Origin of the sequence: Pseudomonas citri (assembly GCF_025336485.1) — a bacterium.
GTDB classification, from domain to species: domain Bacteria; phylum Pseudomonadota; class Gammaproteobacteria; order Pseudomonadales; family Pseudomonadaceae; genus Aquipseudomonas; species Aquipseudomonas citri.
The window spans coordinates 320,268-343,088 of sequence record NZ_JAODAB010000005.1 but is presented as its reverse complement, the minus strand read 5'-3'; the positions used below and the strand labels follow the sequence as shown (position 1 = coordinate 343,088).

At 62.0% G+C, this 22,821-nt stretch carries 24 protein-coding genes and 1 pseudogene; 8 read left to right on the top strand and 17 right to left on the bottom strand.

From position 1 onward, the window contains the following. Window positions 1–16: 16 nt before the first annotated feature. Together N4Q37_RS08865 and N4Q37_RS08860 are read right to left on the bottom strand one after the other, a co-directional pair. Window positions 17–1,216 (bottom strand): NAD-dependent formate dehydrogenase, encoded by a 1,200-nt coding sequence (locus N4Q37_RS08865; RefSeq protein ID WP_260957020.1) that lies wholly within the window; start codon window positions 1,214–1,216, stop codon window positions 17–19. 140 nt (window positions 1,217–1,356) lie between these two features. Continuing rightward, window positions 1,357–2,268 carry a LysR family transcriptional regulator gene (locus tag N4Q37_RS08860; protein ID WP_260957019.1) on the bottom strand — a complete coding sequence of 304 codons (912 nt, stop codon included), beginning with the start codon at window positions 2,266–2,268 and terminating at the stop codon, window positions 1,357–1,359. Window positions 2,269–2,481: 213 nt separating this feature from the next. Here N4Q37_RS08860 and N4Q37_RS27850 point away from each other — a divergent pair. Next, window positions 2,482–2,613 (top strand): annotated as a pseudogene (locus N4Q37_RS27850) (KR domain-containing protein); the annotation flags it as partial. A gap of 155 nt (window positions 2,614–2,768) precedes the next feature. On the opposite strand, the gene pcaC reads toward N4Q37_RS27850, so the two are convergent. From pcaC to pcaR, 10 genes are all read right to left on the bottom strand, one after another. Continuing rightward, window positions 2,769–3,161: a 4-carboxymuconolactone decarboxylase gene (gene pcaC / locus N4Q37_RS08850; RefSeq protein ID WP_260957017.1), complete on the bottom strand. Its 393-nt coding sequence runs from the start codon at window positions 3,159–3,161 to the stop codon at window positions 2,769–2,771. Window positions 3,162–3,171: 10 nt separating this feature from the next. After that, window positions 3,172–3,987: a 3-oxoadipate enol-lactonase gene (gene pcaD, locus N4Q37_RS08845; RefSeq protein WP_260957015.1), complete on the bottom strand. Its 816-nt coding sequence runs from the start codon at window positions 3,985–3,987 to the stop codon at window positions 3,172–3,174. Between the two features lie 12 nt (window positions 3,988–3,999). After that, a complete protein-coding gene (locus N4Q37_RS08840) occupies window positions 4,000–5,364 on the bottom strand; it encodes a 3-carboxy-cis,cis-muconate cycloisomerase (protein ID WP_260957013.1) in 1,365 nt (454 codons plus the stop codon). Between the two features lie 275 nt (window positions 5,365–5,639). Further along, window positions 5,640–6,206, bottom strand: coding sequence for a protocatechuate 3,4-dioxygenase subunit alpha (gene pcaG, locus N4Q37_RS08835; RefSeq protein ID WP_260957011.1), 567 nt, complete (start codon window positions 6,204–6,206; stop codon window positions 5,640–5,642). A gap of 1 nt (window position 6,207) precedes the next feature. After that, on the bottom strand, window positions 6,208–6,912 hold the full coding sequence (gene pcaH / locus N4Q37_RS08830; protein ID WP_260957009.1) for a protocatechuate 3,4-dioxygenase subunit beta: 705 nt from the start codon (window positions 6,910–6,912) through the stop codon (window positions 6,208–6,210). A 36-nt stretch (window positions 6,913–6,948) separates the two neighbouring features. Further along, complete coding sequence (gene pcaF, locus N4Q37_RS08825) at window positions 6,949–8,154, bottom strand: 3-oxoadipyl-CoA thiolase (RefSeq protein ID WP_260957007.1); 1,206 nt, start codon at window positions 8,152–8,154, stop codon at window positions 6,949–6,951. Next, window positions 8,151–8,930 (bottom strand): CoA-transferase subunit beta, encoded by a 780-nt coding sequence (locus N4Q37_RS08820; protein ID WP_260957005.1) that lies wholly within the window; start codon window positions 8,928–8,930, stop codon window positions 8,151–8,153. Before N4Q37_RS08820 ends, pcaF begins: the two co-directional genes overlap by 4 nt. Then, complete coding sequence (locus tag N4Q37_RS08815) at window positions 8,927–9,787, bottom strand: CoA transferase subunit A (RefSeq protein WP_260957003.1); 861 nt, start codon at window positions 9,785–9,787, stop codon at window positions 8,927–8,929. Before N4Q37_RS08815 ends, N4Q37_RS08820 begins: the two co-directional genes overlap by 4 nt. A gap of 242 nt (window positions 9,788–10,029) precedes the next feature. Further along, entirely contained in the window at window positions 10,030–11,376 is a 1,347-nt protein-coding gene (locus N4Q37_RS08810) for an MFS transporter (protein ID WP_260957000.1), read from the bottom strand. Window positions 11,377–11,571: 195 nt separating this feature from the next. After that, window positions 11,572–12,414, bottom strand: coding sequence for a pca regulon transcriptional regulator PcaR (gene pcaR, locus N4Q37_RS08805; protein ID WP_260956999.1), 843 nt, complete (start codon window positions 12,412–12,414; stop codon window positions 11,572–11,574). 589 nt (window positions 12,415–13,003) lie between these two features. On the opposite strand from pcaR, the gene N4Q37_RS08800 reads away from it, so the two are divergent. Together N4Q37_RS08800 and N4Q37_RS08795 are read left to right on the top strand one after the other, a co-directional pair. Then, window positions 13,004–13,204 carry a hypothetical protein gene (locus N4Q37_RS08800; RefSeq protein WP_260957061.1) on the top strand — a complete coding sequence of 67 codons (201 nt, stop codon included), beginning with the start codon at window positions 13,004–13,006 and terminating at the stop codon, window positions 13,202–13,204. Between the two features lie 368 nt (window positions 13,205–13,572). Beyond that, entirely contained in the window at window positions 13,573–15,048 is a 1,476-nt protein-coding gene (locus N4Q37_RS08795; protein WP_260956997.1) for an inorganic phosphate transporter, read from the top strand. A 186-nt stretch (window positions 15,049–15,234) separates the two neighbouring features. Here the strand turns inward: N4Q37_RS08795 and rluB are convergent, their stop codons facing one another. The 5 genes from rluB to N4Q37_RS08770 all read right to left on the bottom strand — a co-directional run bounded on the left by rluB (window position 15,235) and on the right by N4Q37_RS08770 (window position 19,963). Continuing rightward, complete coding sequence (gene rluB, locus N4Q37_RS08790; RefSeq protein ID WP_260956996.1) at window positions 15,235–16,467, bottom strand: 23S rRNA pseudouridine(2605) synthase RluB; 1,233 nt, start codon at window positions 16,465–16,467, stop codon at window positions 15,235–15,237. A gap of 208 nt (window positions 16,468–16,675) precedes the next feature. Further along, window positions 16,676–17,614, bottom strand: coding sequence for an SMC-Scp complex subunit ScpB (gene scpB / locus N4Q37_RS08785; protein ID WP_260956994.1), 939 nt, complete (start codon window positions 17,612–17,614; stop codon window positions 16,676–16,678). A gap of 11 nt (window positions 17,615–17,625) precedes the next feature. Then, window positions 17,626–18,324, bottom strand: coding sequence for a segregation and condensation protein A (locus N4Q37_RS08780; protein WP_260957059.1), 699 nt, complete (start codon window positions 18,322–18,324; stop codon window positions 17,626–17,628). A gap of 132 nt (window positions 18,325–18,456) precedes the next feature. Then, entirely contained in the window at window positions 18,457–19,086 is a 630-nt protein-coding gene (locus tag N4Q37_RS08775) for an L-threonylcarbamoyladenylate synthase (RefSeq protein WP_260956992.1), read from the bottom strand. A 13-nt stretch (window positions 19,087–19,099) separates the two neighbouring features. After that, entirely contained in the window at window positions 19,100–19,963 is an 864-nt protein-coding gene (locus N4Q37_RS08770; RefSeq protein ID WP_260956990.1) for a PHP domain-containing protein, read from the bottom strand. 87 nt (window positions 19,964–20,050) lie between these two features. Between N4Q37_RS08770 and N4Q37_RS08765 the strand changes: the two genes are divergently transcribed. From N4Q37_RS08765 to N4Q37_RS08745, 5 genes are all read left to right on the top strand, one after another. Next, the gene (locus tag N4Q37_RS08765) at window positions 20,051–20,647 is read left to right on the top strand and encodes a septation protein A (RefSeq protein ID WP_260956988.1); all 597 of its coding nucleotides are present in this window, start codon (window positions 20,051–20,053) and stop codon (window positions 20,645–20,647) included. 1 nt (window position 20,648) lies between these two features. Beyond that, on the top strand, window positions 20,649–20,948 hold the full coding sequence (locus tag N4Q37_RS08760; RefSeq protein ID WP_260956986.1) for a YciI family protein: 300 nt from the start codon (window positions 20,649–20,651) through the stop codon (window positions 20,946–20,948). 106 nt (window positions 20,949–21,054) lie between these two features. Beyond that, a complete protein-coding gene (locus N4Q37_RS08755; RefSeq protein ID WP_260956984.1) occupies window positions 21,055–21,465 on the top strand; it encodes a translation initiation factor 2 in 411 nt (136 codons plus the stop codon). A 7-nt stretch (window positions 21,466–21,472) separates the two neighbouring features. Further along, window positions 21,473–22,150, top strand: coding sequence for a response regulator transcription factor (locus N4Q37_RS08750; protein WP_260956982.1), 678 nt, complete (start codon window positions 21,473–21,475; stop codon window positions 22,148–22,150). Between the two features lie 219 nt (window positions 22,151–22,369). After that, a complete protein-coding gene (locus N4Q37_RS08745; protein ID WP_260956981.1) occupies window positions 22,370–22,813 on the top strand; it encodes a Spy/CpxP family protein refolding chaperone in 444 nt (147 codons plus the stop codon). Window positions 22,814–22,821: the final 8 nt, after the last annotated feature.

Here is a 22,821-nt window from a genome sequence, read left to right as displayed (position 1 = left end):
TCTGTCGAGGTTGCCTTCATCTCTTGAAGCGTTCTGCTTCTTCGGAGCCCTTGGTGGCATTGCCCGCGCTGTACGAGTGCGCCCCTACGCCTGCCAACTCACCGCCCTGAACGATGAGGTACTCATTGCGAATCGGTCGGTTCTCGAAATAGCACTCGAGAATTTCCCGCGTGCCGGCGGCGTAACGTGCCTGGGCCGAGAGGCTGGTGCCGGAGATATGCGGCGTCATCCCGTGGTTCGGCATGCTGCGCCAAGGGTGATCGGCGGGTGCCGGTTGCGGGAACCAGACGTCGCCGGCATAGCCTGCCAGTTGACCACTTTCCAGGGCGGCCGCAATCGCATCGCGATCACACAGCTTGCCGCGCGCCGTGTTGATCAGATAGGCGCCGCGCTTGAAGTTCTTCAGCGAGTCCGCGTTGACCATGTGCTCGGTTTCAGGATGCAGCGGGCAGTTCAGTGTCACCACATCGCAGACTTTAGCGAGGCTTTCCAGTGTCGAGTGATAGGTCAGGTTCAGCTCTTTTTCCACCGCTTCCGGCAGGCGATGGCGATCCATGTAGTGCAAGTGCATGTCGAACGGCTTGAGCAGTCGCAGCACGCGCAGGCCGATACGACCGGCCGCCACCGTACCGACGTGCATCCCTTCGACATCGTAGGAACGGGCGACGCAATCGGCGATGTTCCATCCTCCGTTGAGCGCCCATTGGTGTGACGGCAAGTAGTTGCGGACCAGCGCCAGAACGCTCATCACCACGTGTTCGGCAACGCTGTTGCTGTTGCAGTAAGTCACTTCGGCCACGGTGATCCCACGGTCCATGGCGCCTTGCAGGTCGGTGTGATCAGAGCCAATGCCCGCTGTGACGATCATCTTCAGCTTCGGTGCCTTATCCATCCGTTCGGCTGTCATGTAGGCCGGCCAGAACGGTTGGGAAATGACGATCTCGGCGTCGTGCAGTTCGCGCTCGAGTACGCTGTCCGCACCGTCTTTGCTGGACGTAACCACCAGTGTGTGACCGTTGGACTCAAGGTACTTGCGCAGGCCCAGTTCGCCGGAAACACTTCCGAGCAAGGTGCCCGGTTCAAAGTCGATGGCGTTCGGAGTCGGCAGGGTTTGACCGTCAGGGTAGCGCTCGAGAGTGGGCAGGCCGTCTCGTGCATAAGTCTCGGGTTGTCCAGTGATGGGGTCGTCGTAGAGCACGCATACAATCTTCGCCATGGGACCTTCCTGTTATGGGAGTTGATCAGCGCTGATAACAGCGCCGGTGCGAGCAGGTCGTGCTGCTCGGTCGGCATAGTCCGGCAGGATGGACGGTGCTGGCTAATCACTTGGGCTGATCTATAGATCGGCGCGGGTTATCAGCAGTGCAGGAAGGCATCGACGCGTGTTTGCAGGTCCAGGGTACTGAAGATCGCGAGGGCGCAGGCCAGCAGCAGTGGTTGAGGGTCGCGCTTGAGCATCACCAGTCCGATTTCTCGCTGTAACTCCGGCACGATTGGGATGGCCGTAATTTCCTGGCGCATTTCGATCAACGACAGCGCGCTATGAGGCACAACGCTGCAAAGCCCTGAGCAGCGCACATGGGAGTACAGAACCATCATCGAGTCGGTTTCGACTCTGGGCGAGACAGTGACCCCGGCTTCGGCGAACGCCGCGTCGATGCCCAGGCGACATTGCATGTTGGCAGTGAGCAGGCACAGGGGCAGGCGAGCGACGTCACTCCAGGACAGCTCGGTGGCGCCTTGCAGGATGCTGTCATCCCGGGTAATCAGCACATACCGCTCCTTGAACAGTGGCAGTGTCTGGAACTCACGCAGTCGTCCGTCAGACAGGTAGGTCATGCCCAGATCCAGTTCAAAATTGGAGATTTTTTGCAGCATCTGTGAGGTGGCCAGGGTGTAAACCTCATGGCGTATGCCTGGATACGGTCGGAGGCAAAAATCGGTGAGCAAGGGCACCATCGACAGCGTCGTTGGAATGACCCCAAAGCGCAGAACCCCGCTCGGACTGAGTTCCCGGGTGCCGACCTCCTGGCGCATCGAGGCGCAATCGGACAGGATGCGCCGCGCCCAAACCAGTACGCGCTCACCCTCCGCGGTAAAGCCTTCAAAGCGACGGCTGCGTTGCACCACCGGGACGCCCAGTTCTTGCTCAAGGCTGCGAATGGCGCCTGAAAGCGCCGGTTGAGAAATGTTGCACTTCTCCGCCGCTCGCCCGAAGTGCTGCTCTTGGGCCAGCGTTACGAGGTAGGTCAATTGGCGAAGGAGCATGGGCTTTTTGGTTCTCTTATTGAAATGTTGACGAGGGGCTTCGCGCTGCTTTACGAGCAGGTCAGTGAAAGCTACTCAACCAAGCGCTATGTAGTAAATGATATAGCGATTGATTCGTCAGAATCGCGAAGGCAGCCGGGGGCAGTGCGGCAGTGAATGGGACTGCTGGAAAGCGGCAATTGAAGATGCGCGCGACGTCCCCCGACGCGCCTGGAACTGGCGGGAGATAGCAGCTATACCTTGGCCGAGTTGGCTGCGTTGGTCAGTGTGGGATTGCCGGCGGGGTTGGCGGCGTTGCTGGCGGATTCTGATGCGGCGGCGAAAGGGGCGTTGTTTGATAGAAGCTTGCTCCCGCTGGACTGCGCAGCAGTCCCATTTTTTGGGGCTGCTTCGCACTGGAGCGTCAGCCCGGCCCAGCGGGAGCAAGCTCCCTCGCCACAGGTACAGTGTTCGTCCTTAAATGAACAGCATTACGTCCCTACTGGGGAATGCGACAACCCTTACGTGCGCGATTCGACGCCCAGCTCATCCCAGACGGATTCGGCGAGGTGGAAGGTGGCATTGGCCGCCGGGATGCCGCAGTAGATGGCACTCTGCATGATCACTTCCTTGATCTCGCTGCGGCTCACGCCGTTGTTGGCGGCGGCGCGCAGGTGCAGTTTGAGTTCGTCATTGCGGTTCATGCCGATCAGCATGGCAATGGTGATCAGGCTGCGGGTGTGGCGCGGCAGGCCTGGGCGGGTCCAGATGTCGCCCCAGGCGTGGCGGGTGATCATTTCCTGGAATTCACTGTTGAACTCGGTCAGGGCAGCCAGGCTGCGGTCGACGTGGGCATCGCCCAGCACCGCGCGGCGTACTTGCATGCCGTCGTCGTAACGTTGTTTCTCGTCCACAAAAAACTCCTCAGGCGCGGCCGGAATCGAGCAGGAAAGCCAGTACCCGCTCGCTGAACGCGGCGCCAGCCTGGACATTGGACAGGTGCGCGGCATGGAACTCGGCGTACTCGGCGCCACGGACCCGCTCCTGAATGAAATGGCCACCCGACGGCGGCGTCACTGGATCTTCGGCGCCGGCCACCACCAACAGCGGCACACGAATCGAGGCCAGTTGCTCGCGGAAATCGGCATCACGCACCGCCGCGCAGTTGGCTGCATAGCCTTCAGGTGAGGTGGCGGCGAGCATGTCGGTAATCTGCTTCACCTTCTCTGGATAAGCCTGGACGAAGTCCGCCGTGAACCAGCGGGCAATCGACGCATCGCGCAACGCCACCATCGCCGCCTTGCCGTCACGCAGCACGGTTTCGATGCGCGGGTCCCACACCGACGGGTCGCCAATCTTCGCGGCGGTGTTGCACACCACCAGTTTGTGCAAGCGCTCGCCGGCGTTGATGCCCAACCACTGGCCGATCAACCCGCCCATGGACAACCCACAGAAATGCACCTTGTCGATGTCCAACTGATCAAGCATCGCCAGCACATCGCGGCCCAGTTGTTCGATGCTGTACGGGCCTTCAGTCACCAGCGACTGACCGTGGCCGCGAGTGTCGAAACGCAGCACGCGAAAGTGTTCGCTAAACGCCGCGACCTGCTCGTTCCACATGTGCAGGTCGGTGCCCAGGGAGTTGGAAAGCACCAGCACCGGAGCGTCTTGCGGCCCGTCGAAAAGCGGCCCGTCGAAAAGGTAGTTCAGTTCGCCATCGGCGAGTTTGACGAATCCCACAACAATCTCCTTTCAGGCCTTCAAGGCCAGGTGTTCAGCCACTGCCCGGGCAACCCAGGTACGGGCCTGGCCGAGGTAATGGGCGGGGTTGAGCAGATGATCGAGTTCGGCGCTGGACAACTGCGCGGTGACCTGGGGTTCGTCGCCCAGCACGTCGCGCAAATGCCGTTGCTCGGCCACGGCACGCTTGCAGCATTGCTCCAACAAATGATGGGCCGTGTCGCGCCCGACCCGCTGGGCCAGGACGATGCTCACCGCTTCGGCCAGCACCAGGCCCTGGGTCAACTCCAGATTGCGGGCCATGCGGACGGCGTCGACCTCCAGGCCTTCGGCCAGCAGCCGCGCCTGTTGCAGGGCACCCGATACCAGGCAGCAGATCTCCGGCAGGGTTTCCCATTCGGCGTGCCACAGACCCAGGCTGCGCTCGTGTTCTTGGGGCATGGCGCTGAACAGTGTCGAGACCAGGCCCGGCACCCGCGTCGCCGCACCAATCAGCACCGCCGCGCCCACCGGGTTGCGCTTGTGCGGCATGGTCGACGAACCGCCCTTGCCCGGGGCCGACGGTTCGAACACTTCGCCGGCCTCGGTCTGCATCAGCAAACTGAGATCGCGGCCCAACTTGCCCAGGCTGCCGGCGATCAAGCCCAACACCGAACCGAATTCCACCAGGCGATCGCGCTGGGTGTGCCACGGTTGTTCCGGCAGGTGCAGTTGCAACTCGGCGGCCAGGGCTTCGGCGATGGGCAGGGCGTGTTCGCCCAACGCGGCAAGCGTCCCGGACGCGCCGCCGAATTGCAGCACCAGCAAGCGCGGCTTGAGTGCTTGCAAACGCTGACGACTGCGGGTGATCGCCCCCAGCCAACCGGCGATCTTCATGCCCAGGGTCACCGGCGTGGCGTGCTGCAACCAGGTGCGCCCGGCCATGGGCGTGGCGGCGTAGCGTTCGGCCTGTCGCGCCAGGGTGGTCGCCAACTGCGCCAATTCGCTTTCGATCAACTCCAGTGCCCGACGCAGTTGCAACACCAACCCGCTGTCCATCACGTCCTGGCTGGTGGCGCCCAGGTGCACGTAGCGCTCAGCCTCGGCTTCTTCGGCGGCGATGCGCTTGCCCAACGCCTTGACCAACGGGATTGCGGAGTTGCCGGCACTGGCAATCGCTTCGCTCAATGCCGAAAAGTCGTACAACTGGGCGCGGCAGGCGCGCACGATCGGCGCCACCGCCTCCTGGGGGATCAACCCTACCCGCGCCTCGGCCCGGGCCAGCGCCGCCTCGACGTCGAGCATGGCCTGAACCCGACCCGCATCGCAGAACACCTCGCGCATGTCCCGCGTGGTGAAATAGGCATCGAACAGCTGATTGCCCGGTCGTTCGTTCATAAACAGTCCTTCGGAAAATGGGTGCCCTTGTGGCCAGAAATTGCTATGGCGAGGGGATTTATCCCCTCGCCACCTGAATTAGACAAGCCTCAGGCTCTGTACGAACACCAGACCGCTGATGGAGGTGTAGAAACTGACGATTGCCAGCACGCCAGGAACGGGCTGCTGATGCTCTTGAGGGTCAGCAAGAAGTCTAGTCCCGTTCCACAAACCGGCTTGAAGCAACTGCCCGTGCCGGCGCCATCACGAGCAAGCTCGCTCCCACAGGGGTTCAATCAGTAATCGAAGAACACCGTCTCGGCATCCGTACCCTGCAGGATCACATTCCACTGATACACGCCCGACGCATCGGGCCGGGTCACGAGCGTGGCGCGACGTTCCTCGGGTACGCAGGCCAGCAGTGGATCGGTTTCGTTGGCCTGTTCGCCGTCGAAGTAGATGCGCGTCAGCAAGTGCTTGACCAGCCCGCGGGCAAACACCAGCACCACCAGGTGCGGGGCCTGGGTCGTGCCGTTCAGGCCCGGCACGGTGCCCGGCTTGATGGTGGTGAAACGGAAGCGCCCTTCGGCATCCACCGGCACCCGGCCGAAACCTTCGAAGTGCGGGTCGAGGGGCTTGTCCTGGTCATCCTCCGGGTGAGCGTATTTACCCGCGGCGTTGGCTTGCCAGACTTCCAGCATCGCGTCGTTGACGAATTGGCCGTTACCGTCGATCACCTGCCCGGTGATCGCCACGCGCTGGCCGAGGGTTTGCGCAACGGTCAGGTCTTCGCGATTCAGCCAGGTCAGGCCGATGTGGTAGTACGGGCCAACGGTGTGGGACGTGGTGGCGGTAAGCGTCATCTTATTTCTCCATCGGCGTGGCATCACGGCCGCGCAAGACGATGTCCCAGCGATAACCGAGGGCGTAGTGAGGGACGGTTTTTTCCAGGTCGAAGCTGGCGATCAGGCGTTCCTTGGCGCTTGTGTCCGGCACGCAGTTGTAGATCGGGTCGTAGGCCAGCAGCGGGTCGCCGGGGAAATACATCTGCGTCACCAGGCGCGTCAGGATGCTCGGCCCGAACAGTGAGAAATGGATGTGCGCCGGGCGCCAGGCGTTGTGGTGGTTACCCCACGGGTAGGCGCCGGGCTTGATGGTCTGGAACTGGTACCAGCCATCGGCGTCGGTGACGGTGCGGCCGGTGCCGGTGAAGTTCGGGTCCAGCGGCGCATCGTGATTGTCACGGTCATGGTGATAGCGACCGGCGGCGTTGGCCTGCCAGATCTCCACCAGGATGCCCGGCACCGGCTGGCCGTGCTCATCCAGCACACGTCCGTGAATGATGATCCGCTCCCCCAGCGGCTCGCCGGCATGTTGGGCGGTGAGGTCGTTGTCCTTCTCCTGCACACGTTCGGCGCCTACGGTCGGGCCAGTAATTTCCGACAACGAATGGGGCAGGAACACCAGCGGCTTGGACGGCGAGCGCAGGTTGGTGGACTGGTACGGCGGATGCAGATATTCCGGCTGGGTGCCCGCTTGGGGGCGACGATAACCAGGCTTGTCAGTCATGAAGCATTCCTCGGTTTCTTATAAGTAGAAGGATCGTCAGACGCGCTCGATGGCCAATGCCAGACCCTGGCCAACACCGACGCACATGGTCGCCAGGCCTTTCTTGCCGCCGGTTTTTTCCAGATGATGCAGCGCGGTCAGCACCAACCGCGCCCCGCTCATGCCCAGCGGATGGCCAAGGGCGATCGCTCCGCCGTTCGGGTTGACCTGGGGCGCATCGTCCGCCAGTCCGAGCTCGCGCAGCACCGCCAGACCCTGGCTGGCAAAGGCTTCGTTGAGTTCGATCACATCAAAATCCGCGACCGCCAACCCCAGGCGCTCGGTGAGCTTGCGCACCGCCGGCACCGGACCGATACCCATCACCCGTGGCGCGACGCCGGCACTGGCCATGCCCAGCACTTTGCCGCGCGGGGTCAGGCCATGTTTTTTCACCGCCTCGGCCGACGCCAGGATCAGCGCCGCCGCACCATCGTTCACGCCCGAGGCATTACCGGCCGTGACGGTCTTGTCCGGGCCGTTGACCGGTTTGAGTTTGCCCAAGGCCTCCAGGGTGGTGTCGGCGCGCGGATGCTCATCCTGCTCGACCACGGTTTCGCCTTTTTTGTGGGCGATGCGCACCGGCACGATTTCTTCGGCGAAGTAGCCTGCGGCTTGCGCGGCGGCAGTCCTTTGCTGACTGCGCAGGGCGAAAGCGTCCTGGTCCTCGCGAGAAATTTCGTAGTCGTCGGCGACGTTATCGGCAGTCTGCGGCATTGCATCCACGCCGTACTGGGCCTTCATCAACGGGTTGATGAAGCGCCAGCCAATGGTGGTGTCTTCCAATTTCATGTTCCGGGAGAACGCCGCGTCGGCCTTGCCCATCACGAACGGTGCGCGGGACATCGACTCCACGCCGCCGGCGATGACCAATTCCATTTCGCCGCTGGCAATGGCGCGAAATGCGCTGCCGACAGCATCCATGCCCGAGGCGCAGAGGCGGTTGAGGGTCACGCCGGGAATACTCTCCGGCAGGCCCGCCAACAGCAGCGCCATGCGCGCCACATTGCGGTTGTCTTCGCCGGCCTGGTTGGCGCAGCCAAGAAACACCTCGTCTACCGCGCGCCAGTCCACCGATGGGTTGCGCTCCATCAGCGCCTTGATCGGCACGGCTGCCAGGTCATCGGCGCGCACGCCAGACAAACCGCCGCCGAAACGGCCGATGGGGGTGCGAATCGCATCACAGATATACACGTCGCGCATCACGCTTCTCCCGGTGCCTGACCATGGGCCACCGCGGTGCAGGCTTCCAGGTCGCGCAGTGCACGCAGCTCCACTTCGGTCGGTTCGGCGGTGGTGTGCACCTGTTCGGCAAAACGGATCGCCCAACCCGTGGCGGCAATGACCTGCTCGCGGGTCACCCCTGGGTGCAGCGAGGTGACCACAAATTCATGTGTGCCGGCTTCCGGCTCCATGATGCACAGGTCGGTGATGATACCGACGGGCCCCGCGCCGGGCAGGCCCAGGCGTTTGCGCGAATCACCGCCCTCGCCGTGACCGACCGAGGTGATGAAGTCCAACTTGTCGACAAATGAACGCGCCGACTGCTTGAGGATGATCAGCACGCTCTTGGCCGAACCAGCGATTTCCGGCGCGCCACCGGCACCCGGCAGGCGGACTTTCGGCTGATGGTAATCGCCCACCACCGTGGTGTTGATGTTGCCGAAACGGTCGACCTGGGCGGCACCGAGAAAACCGACGTCGATGCGCCCGCCCTGCAGCCAGTAGCGAAAAATCTCACCGGTCGGTACCACGGTGTCTGCGGTTTCCGCCAGCTCACCGTCGCCGATGGACAGCGGCAGCACACTGGGCTTGGCGCCGATCGGGCCAGACTCGTAGATCAGCACGACATCCGGCGATGACGTCAGCCGCGCCAGGTTGGCGGCTTTCGACGGCAGGCCGATGCCGACGAAACACACGGCATTGTTTTTCAACCGCCGCGCCGCGGCGACGGTCATCATTTCGTTGGTGGAGTACGTCATTGTTTCGCCTCCGAAGCGGCTGCCAGTCTGACCTGGAATTCGGTGAAGTCCCGGGTGCCGTGGATGTACTCCTCGATCCACGCGGTAAAAGTCCCACGGTCCCGGGCGATGGGGTCCCACGCCTGGTAGAAACGATTGTCACGCTCGGTGTAGCCATGGGCGTAGGACGGATGGGCTCCGCCGGGTACCAGGCACACGGCGCTCAAGGCCCAGGTCGGCAGTACGCAGGCGTTCATCGGCGCATTGAGGTCATCGACGATTTCTTCAACGGTGACGATGCAACGCTGGGCGGCCAGGGCGGCTTCTTTCTGCACACCGAGGATGCCCCACAGCAGCACGTTGCCCTTGCGGTCGGCTTTCTGTGCATGGATCACCGTGACGTCCGGGCGCACCGAAGGGACAGCGGCCAGCACTTCACCGGTGAAAGGACAGGTCACGCTCTTGATCAGCGGGTTGACCTTCGGCAGGTCGGAGCCGGCGTAGGCCCGCAACACCGCGAACGGCAGACCGGAGGCGCCGGCGACGTAGGCGTTGGCCAGGTCGGCATGGCTGTGTTCTTCGATTTCCATCGCGTGTGGCCACTGTTTTTCCACGGCATCACGCAACCGATGCAACGACCCCACGCCAGGGTTGCCGCCCCAGGAGAAGATCAATTTGCGGGCACAACCGGCGCCGATCAGCTGGTCGTAGATCAGGTCAGGCGTCATCCGCACCAGGGTCAGGTCTTTCTTGCCCTGGCGAATGATTTCATGACCCGCCGCCGTAGGAATCAAGTGGGTGAAGCCTTCGAGCGCGACGGTATCGCCGTCGTTGACGAACTGCTTCACCGCGTCGTGCAGCGAAAGGATTTCAGCCATGGGGCAGGCTCCCGTTTTCCAGTAGACCGACATAAAGAGAATGGTGTGAGGTTGGCGCCGGAGTGACTGAAGATTAAGCCGAGGAAAAAGGCCAAACAATCCGATAATCGACTCAGTGTTCGGTTATCGAACGAATTGTTGTTTGGCTATCTATTTTCCCCTCATGCCAAAAAATGGAGACCGTGGCGAGGGCGCTTGTTCCCTCGCCACGGGTATGGACTCAAAGGTGCGTGCAGGTGAACTCAGGTCGCATCCGCATGACTGACCATCCCCTTGATCACCACCGCCGTGGTCGCCAGGGCGGCCGGAATGACCAGTGCGGTGAGGACTTGTTCGAAGTTCCACCCCAGGCCCAGCAGGGTCGCGCCCATCCAGGCCCCGAGGATCGCCCCGAACCGGCCGATGCCCAGCATCCACGAGACGCCGGTGGCCCGGCCTTGGGTCGGATAGAAACGTGCCGCCAGGGACGGCATCGCCGATTGCGCGCCGTTGACGCACATGCCGGCCAGCAGCACCAGGGTGGCGAGCACAGTGATGTTGCCCAGGCTCTGCCCGACTGCGTAGGCAAAGACCCCGGCCATCAGGTAGAAAAGGCCAATGACCTTGTGGGGATTGAACCGGTCCATCGCCCATCCCACGCCGACCGCGCTCAACACACCACCCAACTGGAACAGCGCGCCGATAAACGCCGACTGCTCCATGCTCGCGCCACTGTCGCGCATCAAGGTCGGCAGCCAACTGGTCAGCAGGTAAACGATCACCAGACCCATGAAATAGGTCAGCCACAGCAGCAGCGTGCCGGCACTGAAGCGACCGGAGAAGATCACCGCCAGCACGTTGCGGGCCTTGACGGTTTGCTGCTCCGGGACGCTGAAGCTCGCCGCCTGGGCAATCCGCTGCGGGTCAATCGGCGCCAGGGTCTTGCGCACTTTGTCAGTGTCGCGGTTACGCACCACCAGATAACGGGCCGACTCCGGTAACCAGAACAGCAGCACGACGGCCAGGATCAGGGGCAAGATCCCACCGATCAACAACAGGCTGTGCCAGCCGAACGTCGGTATCAGCTTGGCGGAAATGAACCCACCGCCGGCCATGCCCAGGTTGAAGCCGCAAAACATACTGGTCACCAGCAGGGATTTCTTGCGCTCCGGGGTGTATTCCGAGAGCAAGGTGGTGGCGTTCGGCATCCCCGCCCCCAAACCCAGGCCGGTGAGGAAACGCAGCATCAGCAATTGATCGACGTTGGTGCTGTAGGCCGAGGCCAGGCTGAACGCGCCAAACAGCACGACCGCCCCCACCAGTACGACTTTTCGCCCGAAACGGTCAGCCAATGGGCCAGAGCCCAGTGCACCGAACACCATGCCGATCAGTGCGGCACTCATGACCGGACCCAGGCTGGCGCGATCGATCCCCCAATCCTGGGACAGCGCCGGGGCAATGAAGCCCATGGCGGCCGTGTCGAGGCCATCGAGAAACACAATCAGGAAACACAGGATCACTACCCGCCATTGGTAGCGCGAGATGGGTTGGGCGTTGATGAAGGACTGCACATCAAGGCAATGGCCTACAGAGGTCTGGGGCTGGTTCATCGCGTCTCTCATTATTATTGTGTTGAGTCATCCTCGAGTGGCCTGTGTGGCCAATTCGTTTATTCGAATTAGCCGTACAGGCCACTCGCGCACGAGCCAGGCTCGATCACGCCGGATGACGCTGTCGCGACATTAATGAGGCCGGGTAAATACCGTCAATTCGCCGGGGGCGACTCTGTGCGGTTATCGAACGGCTTAAGTGAACAGCTGCGCACTCAAATCCCGGCTGGCCCCCAGCAGGCCCGGCAGGAAGCGCTGTTCCAGCTCGTTGCGACTGACCCGTCCGGCATGGGTACTGACATTCAAGGCCGCCACCACCTGGCCGGAAGCGTCGTACACCGGCACGGCGATCGAACGCAGGCCCTGCTCCAGTTCCTGGTCGACGATGCACCAGCCTTGCTTGCGCACTTCTTGCAGGCATTCGAGTAACGCTTCAGGGGTGTGCAGGGTCCGACTGGTCTTGGCCTGCAGGTCGGCGTGGTCCAGGTAGTCGCGCAGCGACGCATCGTCCAGGGCCGCCAGGAGAATCCGGCCCATGGAAGTGCAATAGGCCGGCAGGCGCCCACCGACGGACAAATCCACGGAAATCAGGCGCTGGGTCGTAGCCGACCGGGCAATGTAGAGGATGTCGTCGCCTTCGAGCGTCGCCATGTTGCAGGCTTCGTGCAGTTGCTCGCTCATGCGGTCCAGATAGGGTTGGGCAGAGACGGCCAGGGGCGTGGACGACAAATAGGCATGGCCGAGGGTCAGCACCTTGGGCAACAACGAATAGGTCCGTCCGTCCGTGGTGGCGTAGCCCAACTTGATCAAGGTATGCAGGCAACGTCTGACAGCGGCGCGCGGGATTTCCGTGCGATGGCTGATCTGCGCAATGGTCAGGTGCCGCTTACGCTCCTGGAACGCCTGGACCACCGCCAGGCCTCGCGCCAGGGAAGTCATGAAATCCGGATCGCCGGTCAGTGCCTGGATCCGCTTGGCTGGCGAAGCGACAATCGGTGGTGCCACTGATGTGAAGGCATTGCGCAGTTGGTCGTTCATTGACTGATCCTTCCTCGGAAGTGAGGGCTATTACAAGCGCCACGCCTTTAGAGAACAAGGATTGGCCTGCCAAGAGCGTTCGATTATCGAACCGGCGCGCGATAATCGCAAATACACACCCTTGACCCATCGCTGATCCGCCACAAGCGTTCGATAAAGTTCGAGAAACAACCCCGGCGGCTAATTTCAACCCAGGTGTACATCATGTTGAACTTGTCACAATGAATGACGTCAGGATAGCGACACATTTGGAAAACGACCTGACCCAAGGGTCACAAGTTGCATATACAAATATTGATGCACACAACAACTGACACTTTAAACTTCCCGATAGTGTTATCCGGCCGGACCGCTATAATGCAACCCAGTGACGCTGCGGCCATTCGACCGCGCCGTCCGGCAGGCACTGTGGTTTATACCTCGGTGCCGGCAACAGGTGCCCGAAGCGCCTTCATGGCTGCTTTCCCTGTATCGGCAACAACACGAAGCCCTGATGCTACGTCAGCTGTCAGCTCTGGTGCCGTGGCCGTCTGCATGCCCGCATGCAGTGCGTATCACCAGATTCAACTTCAATTTGTTAGGTAAAACTGTGACGAAAGAAGAACTGCGCGCGGAACTTGAGCGCCAGGAACAACGTTACAAGGAAGTTTACGGCGGTGAGGTCACCACTTATGCCGCCCAACCTGAACCTGAACGCAAACCCTGGCGCAAACGTGCCACTGTCCAGGATCAGGCTTTCACCCAAGAACTTCAGAAAATGGAAAAAGAACTCCGGGCCGAGGAGCCGTGACGCCCAAGCCCCGAGGTTCTTGTTATTGCGGTATCCGGCCGACACCCAGGCCGGACACCGGTATTGGATGCCCGCCATGAGCGGGCTGCCCTCCTGGCTCGCCGGTCGGTCGAGGAATGCCTCTGGCTGACTTTCTTTTCAGACATTTCACACAGCCGTTGAATCCCTTTCTCTTTTCCTGGCGCCCCTTGCCTGTCGGGCTTTCCAGCCCGGAATCAATGGGTTATGCCACCTGTCGACAACCCTCGCCGGACGGGTTTCCTACAAATTATTTCGTTGAAGAATGTTACCGATGAGCAGGCAATGCATCGATTTCCAAGGTTTTCTGGCATAATCGCGCCCCCTTATGACCGGGTCAGAAAACCTTCATGATCGATTTATTCAGCGGACTGGATGCTTGGGTGCTTGTGAGCCTCTTGCTCGCCCTGGCTTTTGTCCTCGCCTTCGAGTTCATCAACGGCTTTCATGACACCGCTAACGCGGTTGCCACTGTTATCTACACCAAAGCCATGCCGCCGCACCTGGCGGTGTTCTTCTCCGGCGTGTTCAACTTCCTTGGCGTGCTGCTGGGCGGCGTGGGCGTGGCGTACGCCATCGTCCATCTGTTGCCTGTGGAACTGCTGATCAACGTGAACACCGGACACGGGCTGGCCATGGTGTTTTCGCTGCTCGCAGCGGCCATCACCTGGAACCTGGGCACCTGGTACTTCGGTATCCCGGCGTCCAGCTCCCATACCCTGATCGGCTCGATCCTCGGCGTGGGCCTGGCCAACGCCTTGATCAACGATATTCCGTTGGCCGACGGGGTGAACTGGCAGAAGGCGATCGACATCGGCGCCTCCCTGGTGTTCTCGCCGATGGCCGGTTTCCTCGTCGCCGCCCTGGTGTTGATCGGCCTGAAGTGGTGGCGCCCGATCTCCAAGATGCACAAGACGCCGGAACAGCGTCGCAAGGTCGACGACAAGAAACACCCACCGTTCTGGAACCGCCTGGTGCTGGTGATCTCGGCCATGGGCGTGAGTTTCGTCCACGGCTCCAATGACGGCCAGAAAGGTATCGGCCTGATCATGCTGGTGCTGATCGGGATCGTGCCGTCGCAGTTCGTACTCGACCTGAGCAGCACCACCTACCAGATCGAACGGACCCGCGACGCGACCCTGCACCTGAGCCAGTTCTACAAACGCAACAGCGAATCCCTGGGTGAATACCTGGCGCTGGGCAAAAGCGTGCCGGGCGATCTGCCGGAGAAGTTCCGCTGCAACCCGCAGCAGACCGAACCGACCATCAATGCCCTGCTCGATACCCTCAAGGGCGTGGCGGATTATCATTCGCTGCCGTCGGAAAGCCGTATCGAAGTGCGCCGCTACCTGCTCTGCCTGGACGATACAGCGAAGAAAGTCGGCAAGCTGCCTGAGTTGGCTGCACGCGAAAAAGACGACTTGAACAAGCTGCGCAAGGACCTGACCGGCACCACCGAATACGCCCCGTTCTGGGTGATCCTGGCGGTGGCCCTGGCGCTGGGCCTGGGCACCATGATCGGCTGGAAACGTGTGGTGCTGACCATCGGTGAGAAAATCGGCAAACAAGGCATGACCTACGCCCAAGGCATGTCGGCGCAGATCACCACCGCGTGCATGATCGGCCTGGCGAACATCTTCAGCCTGCCGGTGTCCACGACCCATGTGCTGTCCTCGGGCGTGGCCGGTACCATGGTGGCGAACAAGAGCGGCCTGCAAGGCGGCACCGTGCGCAACATCCTGCTGGCCTGGGTACTGACCCTGCCAGCGACCGTGGCACTGTCGGCGGGCCTGTTCTGGCTGGCGTCCAAGGCCATTGGCGGCTGATTCCAGCGACTATGGAAAAGGTGCGGCCCTTGCGGGTCGCACCTTTTTTTATGCGGCTGAATACCGTTTGCCAGCTCACCACGGATGACGACCCCACCACTGTCGCGAGCCAAGCCGGCTGCGCCAGCGCATCTCAAAAAAAAAACGCCAACCCGAAAGTTGGCGTTTTTCATTGGGAGATGCCGATCACTCCGGCTTACGACGCCCAAACCCCGGGCGCTGCCCCGAACCTGCCGGAGCGCCACGGCGCTTGCCCGACGGGGCATCACGATCGACCAGGGCGATGCCCGGACGCTTCGACGTCGGCTTGGCCGGGCGCTTCACGTCGGCAGGCCGTTCGGCAACTGGCGTACCACGACCCGCCGGAGCGCCACGACCTTCGCCACGTTCCGTACGGCCGTTGGCCGGACGCGGTGTGCGTGGGCCGCGTTCGCCGTCCTGGCGAGGTGCTGGCTTGCGGGCCGGGCGTTCGCCTTCGATCTGCGGCTCGCGCGAAGGCCGCGGAGCGGTTGCGGCACCGTCAACCGGTGGACGCAGTGTGCGCACGCGCTCGGCCTTGGCCATCGGACGCGAGGATCTACGCTGCATCCGCTCCAGCTTGTCCTTGCTCTTGGCGGTCATCTGCGGCATCGCCACCGGCGTGAGGCCGACCTCGGCTGCCAGGATGTCCACTTCCTGCTGGCTCATTTCGCGCCAGCGGCCCATCGGCAAGTCGGAATTGAGGAACACCGGGCCGAAACGCACGCGCTTCAGGCGGCTGACCACCAACCCCTGGGATTCCCACAGGCGACGCACTTCGCGGTTACGGCCTTCCATCACCACGCAGTGGTACCAGTGGTTGAACCCTTCCCCACCCGGCGCCTGCTTGATGTCGGTGAAACGCGCCGGGCCGTCTTCCAGCACAACCCCGGCTTTGAGCCGCTCGATCATCTCGTCGTCGACTTCACCGCGCACACGCACGGCGTATTCGCGGTCCATCTCGTAGGACGGGTGCATCAAACGGTTGGCCAGCTCACCGTCGGTGGTGAACATCAAAAGGCCCGTGGTGTTGATGTCCAGGCGCCCGATATTGATCCACCGACCTTCTTTCGGACGCGGCATCTTGTCGAACACGGTCGGACGGCCTTCCGGGTCGTCGCGGGTGCAGATCTCGCCATCGGGCTTGTTGTACATGATCACGCGGCGCACCGTTTCGGCGGCCTCTTCACGCTTGATCACCTTGCCATCGATGGTGATAGCGTCGTGCATGTCGACGCGCAGGCCCAAGGTGGCGTCTTTGCCGTTGACCTTGATGCGGCCCTGGGTGATCCAGGCTTCTACGTCACGGCGCGAACCGACGCCGATACGGGCGAGGACTTTTTGCAGTTTCTCGCCGGCGGGTCCGATTGACTGGCTGTCATTCTGGTCTTGGTCTTTCATTGCTGGGCACCTCCCGGTGTGATCGGATCAGGCCTGGCCTGACCCATTTGAAAACGGTTTTGACGAGGGCTCGCCAAAGGGTCGCGAATCATACGCTCATTGAGGCGAACGCGCATCAGAGACTAGTTGATCGATGAACGCTCAGCGGGTTTTCCGCCGACCGGTGGCATTGCATCGCTCCCACAAGGGGGATGAGCGGCCTGTGGGATCAATCCTCCCACTGGCGGCGTTCATTCTCGATCGCTTCGGCCAACGCCCGGGCCTCGGCTTCTTCGTCACTGAGTTCAGACTCGGGTTGCGGCGGTTCCAGGGCCGCGACGGCGGCCAGGAGCTTTTCCCGGGCTTCGGCCACGCCAAGGATGTCTTCTTCGGGTTCGACCTCGGCCGTCGGTTCAACCTCAGCCTCGGACGGCTCGCCGATCGGCTCCGCCCCTTCCCGCAGCAAATCGTCGAAATCGGTCTTGAGCCCCTCCTCCATGCTGTCCAGTTCCAGCAACAGCGAGTGGAAACTGGTTTCCTCCTTGGGCTCCTCCGGTTCGGCACTGGCGTCGGCCAGCTCCTGCAAGCCTGGGGGCACCGGTGCGTCGTCGAACTCCAGCATCGGCTCGGGCTCCAGCTCGCGCAGCTCGGCCAGCGGCGGCAGGTCATCGAGGTTCTTGAGGTTGAAGTGATCGAGGAACGCCTTGGTGGTGGCGAACATCGCGGGTTTGCCGGGTACGTCGCGGTAGCCGACGACACGGATCCACTCGCGCTCCAGCAGCGTCTTGACGATGTTGCTGTTGACCGCCACGCCCCGTACGTCCTCGATTTCGCCCCGGGTGATCGGCTGGCGGTAGGCAATCAGTGCCATGGTTTCCAGCAAGGCGCGGGAATAACGCTGGGGCCGCTCCTCCCAGAGACGCCCGACCCAAGGGACGAACTTCTCGCGGATCTGCAGGCGATACCCGGACGCCACTTCCTTGAGCTCAAAAGCCCGCCCCTCGCAAGACTTGCCCAACAGCGCCAAGGCTTTCTTGAACACGGCCGGCTCGGGCCGCTCGCCTTCTTCGAAGAGTTCAAACAGCCGCTCCATCGACTGCGGCTTTCCAGAGGCCAACAGGAAAGCTTCAAGCAAGGGCGCCAGCTCGCGGGGTTCAGTCAGATTCATTGATTTGCTCGTTATTCGGCTCGTGCTCGCACGTGGATCGCTGCGAACGGCTCATTCTGCACCAGCTCGACCAAGGATTCCTTGACCAATTCCAGGATCGCCATAAACGTCACGACCACGCCCAAGCGCCCTTCCTCGGCAGTGAACAACTCGACGAACGGTACAAAACCACCGCCCTTGAGCCGCTCCAGCACGTCGCTCATGCGTTCGCGAGTGGACAACGCTTCGCGACTGACCTGGTGACTTTCAAACATATCGCCCCGGCGCAGGACCTCGGCCATGGACATCAACAACTCTTCCAGGCTCACATCCGGCAATAACTTGCGCGCCCGAGCCTCGGGTGCATCGAGCTTGGGCACCACCACCTCACGGCCGACCCGGCTCAAGCCGTCGATCCCTTCGGCCGCGGCCTTGAAGCGCTCGTACTCCTGCAAGCGGCGGATCAGCTCGGCCCGCGGGTCCTCCTCTTCCTGCTCGACCTCCGCCGAGCGCGGCAGCAGCATCCGCGACTTGATCTCGGCGAGCATGGCCGCCATCACCAGGTACTCGGCGGCCAGCTCAAGGCGCACCGACTGCATCAGTTCGACATAACCCATGTACTGACGGGTAATCTCCGCCACGGGGATGTCGAGGATGTTGATGTTCTGTTTGCGGATCAGGTAAAGCAGCAGGTCGAGCGGCCCCTCGAACGCTTCCAGGAAGACTTCCAGCGCATCCGGCGGAATGTACAGGTCCAGGGGCATTTCCATGACCGCCTGGCCGTAGACCATGGCGAACGGCAGCTCTTGCTGGGCGCCAGCCTGGCTGTCGATGTCTTGTTCCACGTTTTCCACCGCCGACATTCAGGCCTCGACCATGAACGGCGTCGGATCGCCGCAGCCGACCCGCACCACTTGCGGTTCGCCGTCGGCCAGGTTGATGACGGTGGAGGCCTTCATGCCGCCAAAACCACCGTCGATGATCAGGTCGACCTGATGTTCGAGCAACTGGCGGATCTCGTAGGGGTCGGTCAACGGTTCGCTCTCGCCAGGCATGATCAGCGTCACGCTCATCAAGGGCTCACCCAACTCGGCCAGCAACGCGAGGGCAATGGGGTGGCTCGGCACCCGCAGGCCGATGGTGCGTTTCTTGGGATGCAGCAGCAACCGCGGGACTTCCCGGGTGGCATTGAGAATAAAGGTATACGGCCCCGGCAAATGGGCCTTGAGCAGACGGAAAGTGCCGGTGTCGATCTTGGCGAACAGCCCCAGTTGCGACAGGTCGCTGCAGATCAGCGCAAAGTTGTGCTTGTCGTCCAGCTGACGCAGGCGTCTGACCCGCTCCACGGCGTTCTTGTCGCCGATCTGGCAACCGATGGCGTAGGACGAGTCGGTGGGATAGACCACCACACCGCCGCCACGGATGATTTCCACGGCCTGTTTGATCAGGCGCGCTTGCGGGTTTTCCGGATGAATCTGGAAAAATTGACTCACGTGTTCTACCTGTTCAGACGGCGGCGGTAACGGGATCATGTTTGAATCTACACCATAGTGGTGGCAGATCGTCCGGCAACGGGCGGTACTCGCCAATTTCGGACCAGCCTCCAGGGCCATGGAAATCACTGCCGGCAGTCACCAGCAGGCCGAATTCGCGGGCCAGGATCGCCAGGCTGCCGACCTGCTCGGCCGGTTGATGGCCGTTAACCACTTCAATGGCATGCCCGCCTGCTTGAATATAGTCGGCCACCAGGCGACGACGCTTGCTGCGGGTGAAATCATAATGCCATGGATGCGCCAGGCTGACCCAGGCCCCGGCCGCGCGCAGGGTCTGGACCGTTTCCTCCAGGGTCGGCCAATGCTGTTTGACGTCGCCGAGCTTGCCCGCCCCCAGCCACTTGCGAAACGCTTCGGCACGGTCCTTGACGAACCCTTCGCGAACCATCCAGTCGGCGAAATGCGGCCGGGCCGGGGCATTGCCACTGTCGCCCAGTTCCTGCTGGATCTGCAGGGCGCCCTCCAGCGCGTCGGGCATGCCCTTGAGGGCGAGTTTGCGGCTGATCTCTTCGGCGCGCAGCCAGCGACCATCATGCAACGCCGCAATGGCCTGGACCAAGGGCTCGGCCTCGACATCGAAGCCATAACCCAGCACGTGAATGGTCGCGCCGCCCCAGGTGCAGGACAACTCGACGCCGTTGACCAGTTGCATGCCCAGCGCCGTGGCGGCGTTGCGGGCCTCGTCGAGGCCTTCGAGGGTGTCGTGATCGGTCAGGGCCAGGACTCGCACGCCGTGCTCGAACGCCCGCGCCACCAGAACCGCAGGCGCCAGGGCGCCATCGGAGGCCGTGCTATGGCAATGCAAATCGACATTCACGAGAGTTCGTTACCTCAAATCGGCTGGCCCTATCGCGGCCAAGGATGTTTGTTATTATGCCGCCACATCCTGCTTCTGGCTGCCACTGTGAAACAATTCATCGACTTCATCCCGCTGCTGCTGTTTTTCATCGCCTACAAACTTGACCCGCGCACCGTCGACATTGCTGGCCACTCCTTGACTGTAGGCGGTATCTACAGCGCCACGGCGGTGCTGATCATCAGTTCCCTGGTGGTCTACGGCGCGTTGTACCTGTCCCAGCGCAAACTGGAAAAAAGCCAGTGGCTGACCCTGGTCGCCTGCCTCGTGTTCGGCAGCCTGACCCTGGCCTTCCACAGCGAAACCTTCCTCAAATGGAAAGCGCCGGTGGTCAACTGGCTGTTCGCCCTGGCGTTCATCGGCAGCCATTTCATCGGTGATCGACTGCTGATCAAGCGCATCATGGGCCATGCCATCAGCCTGCCGGACCTGATCTGGACCCGGCTGAACATCGCCTGGATCGCGTTCTTCCTGTTCTGCGGCGCCGCCAACCTGTTCGTCGCGTTCACGTTCCAGGAGTACTGGGTCGACTTCAAGGTCTTCGGCAGCCTGGGCATGACGCTGTTGTTCCTGATTGGCCAGGGCATCTACCTGTCCCGTCATCTGCACGATGCCGACCCTACTACGCCCAAAACCGAGGACTGACATGCTCTACGCAATCATTGCCACCGACGTCGCCAACTCCCTGGAAAAACGCCTGGCCGCGCGCCCCGAGCACCTGGAGCGGCTGCAACAGCTCAAGGCCGAAGGCCGCGTCGTGCTGGCCGGCCCGCACCCGGCGGTGGACAGTAACGACCCGGGCGCCGCGGGTTTTTCCGGCAGCCTGATCGTCGCCGAGTTCGATTCCCTGGTTACCGCACAGGCCTGGGCCGAGGCCGATCCGTTCGTGACGGCCGGCGTCTACGCCAATGTCGTGGTCAAGCCGTTCAAGCAAGTCCTGCCATAAATCCTGCTGTGCGATGAGCCGCCAAGGCTCATCGCATTCAATTGCTAATTTATCTCGTTTGCCTGCCGACAACCTGTCCAATCTCGATTGGAATTCAGGAGTTGCAATGCGCAAAGGTCCGTTGTGCCTGTTATTGGTCACGTTGACGATCGGGGCTCCCGCCCATGGCGAGGAAAGCACCGAGGGCGGTCATTCGACCCCCTTGTCCCTGAGCGCCGGCAGCCAGATCGCCGAACTGCAGCAACGCTTGAAGGACAGCGAGCGCCAGCGCGAAGAGCTGGGCAAACAGCTGCAAAACGCCGACAGCGAACGCGAAAGCGCCGTGCTGGCCCGGTTGCGCCAGGAAAACCAGCGCTTGAAGCTGCAACTCAAGGAAGCCCAGTCAAGCTCCTTGCCACACCTGCTGACCGAGCAACAGCAATGGTTCGTCATTGGCGCCGGGGTAGCGCTATTGGCGCTGCTCTGCGGTATCTTTGCCAGCGGTGGACGTAGACAACGTCGGCAATGGCTAAATTGAGTGAGTCATGAGCGAGCTGTTACTGATTGATGATGACCAGGAGCTGTGTGAGCTCCTCGGCAGTTGGCTGGGCCAGGAAGGCTTCCAGGTCCGTGCCTGCCACGATGGCCAGGGCGCCCGCCAGGCACTGGCCGAAACCGCCCCGGCGGCGGTGGTACTGGATGTGATGCTGCCCGACGGCAGCGGCCTGGAACTGCTCAAGCAATTGCGCAACGATCATCCCGAGCTGCCGGTGCTGATGCTGTCGGCCCGTGGCGAACCCCTGGATCGCATCCTCGGCCTGGAGCTGGGTGCCGACGATTACCTGGCCAAGCCCTGCGACCCGCGGGAACTGACCGCCCGCCTGCGCGCCGTGTTGCGCCGCAGCCATCCGACGGCGGTGTCCACCCAGATCGAGCTGGGCGACCTGACCTTCAGCCCGGTACGGGGTGTGGTCAGCATCGATGAAAAAGAACAGACCCTCACCGTGTCCGAAAGCCGCTTGCTCGAAGCGTTGCTCAAGCAGCCAGGCGAGCCGCTGGACAAGCAGGAACTGGCGCAGATCGCCCTGGGACGCAAACTGACCCTGTACGACCGCAGCCTCGACATGCACGTAAGCAACCTGCGCAAGAAGATAGGCCCCCACCCGGACGGCCGTCCACGGATCGTGGCGCTGCGCAGCCGTGGCTATTACTACAGTCTCTGAATTCGCGCCGGGGGCTTTTTGTGGCGTGGGGATTTAGCGAAACGTCGCACCGCCCCGCTCTGTGGGAGCAAGGTTTTGGTGTTCGATCCTGCGGATTTGTCAGGTCTGCACCAGAAGCTCTTTACCCAAGCTTTACCCAGCGCTGACCGCCGCTGACCTTGATCTCCGTAATCTGCACACATCCGGAACTGACCGGGAATGAGATAAGGAGACACCCCCATGCGCAAGACCCTAATCGCCTTGATGTTCGCCGCAGCCCTGCCCACCGTCGCCATGGCCATGCCCGAAGGCGCCGGCCCCATGGGACCGATGGAAGGCCCGCATCACGGCGGCCAGATGCACAATCACGATAGAGGCCCCTATGGCCAACTGGACCTGACCCACGAACAACGCCAGCAGATCCGTCGGATCATGGGCGAACAACGTTACGAACGCCGTGAGTTGGTAGAGAAATACCTGGCCAAGCTGTCCCCCGCCGACCAGAAAGCCATGAACGATGAAATTGAGGCCCGACGCGAAAAAGTCGATGCCCAGATTCGCAGCCTGCTCATGCCTGAACAGCAGAAAGCGTTCGACGCGATCCAGAAGAAGCAGGCCGAACGTCGCGCCGAATGGGCTGAATTCAAGGCCTGGAAAGCGCAACAGCCGCAAAAAGCGCAATAATGCGCGCA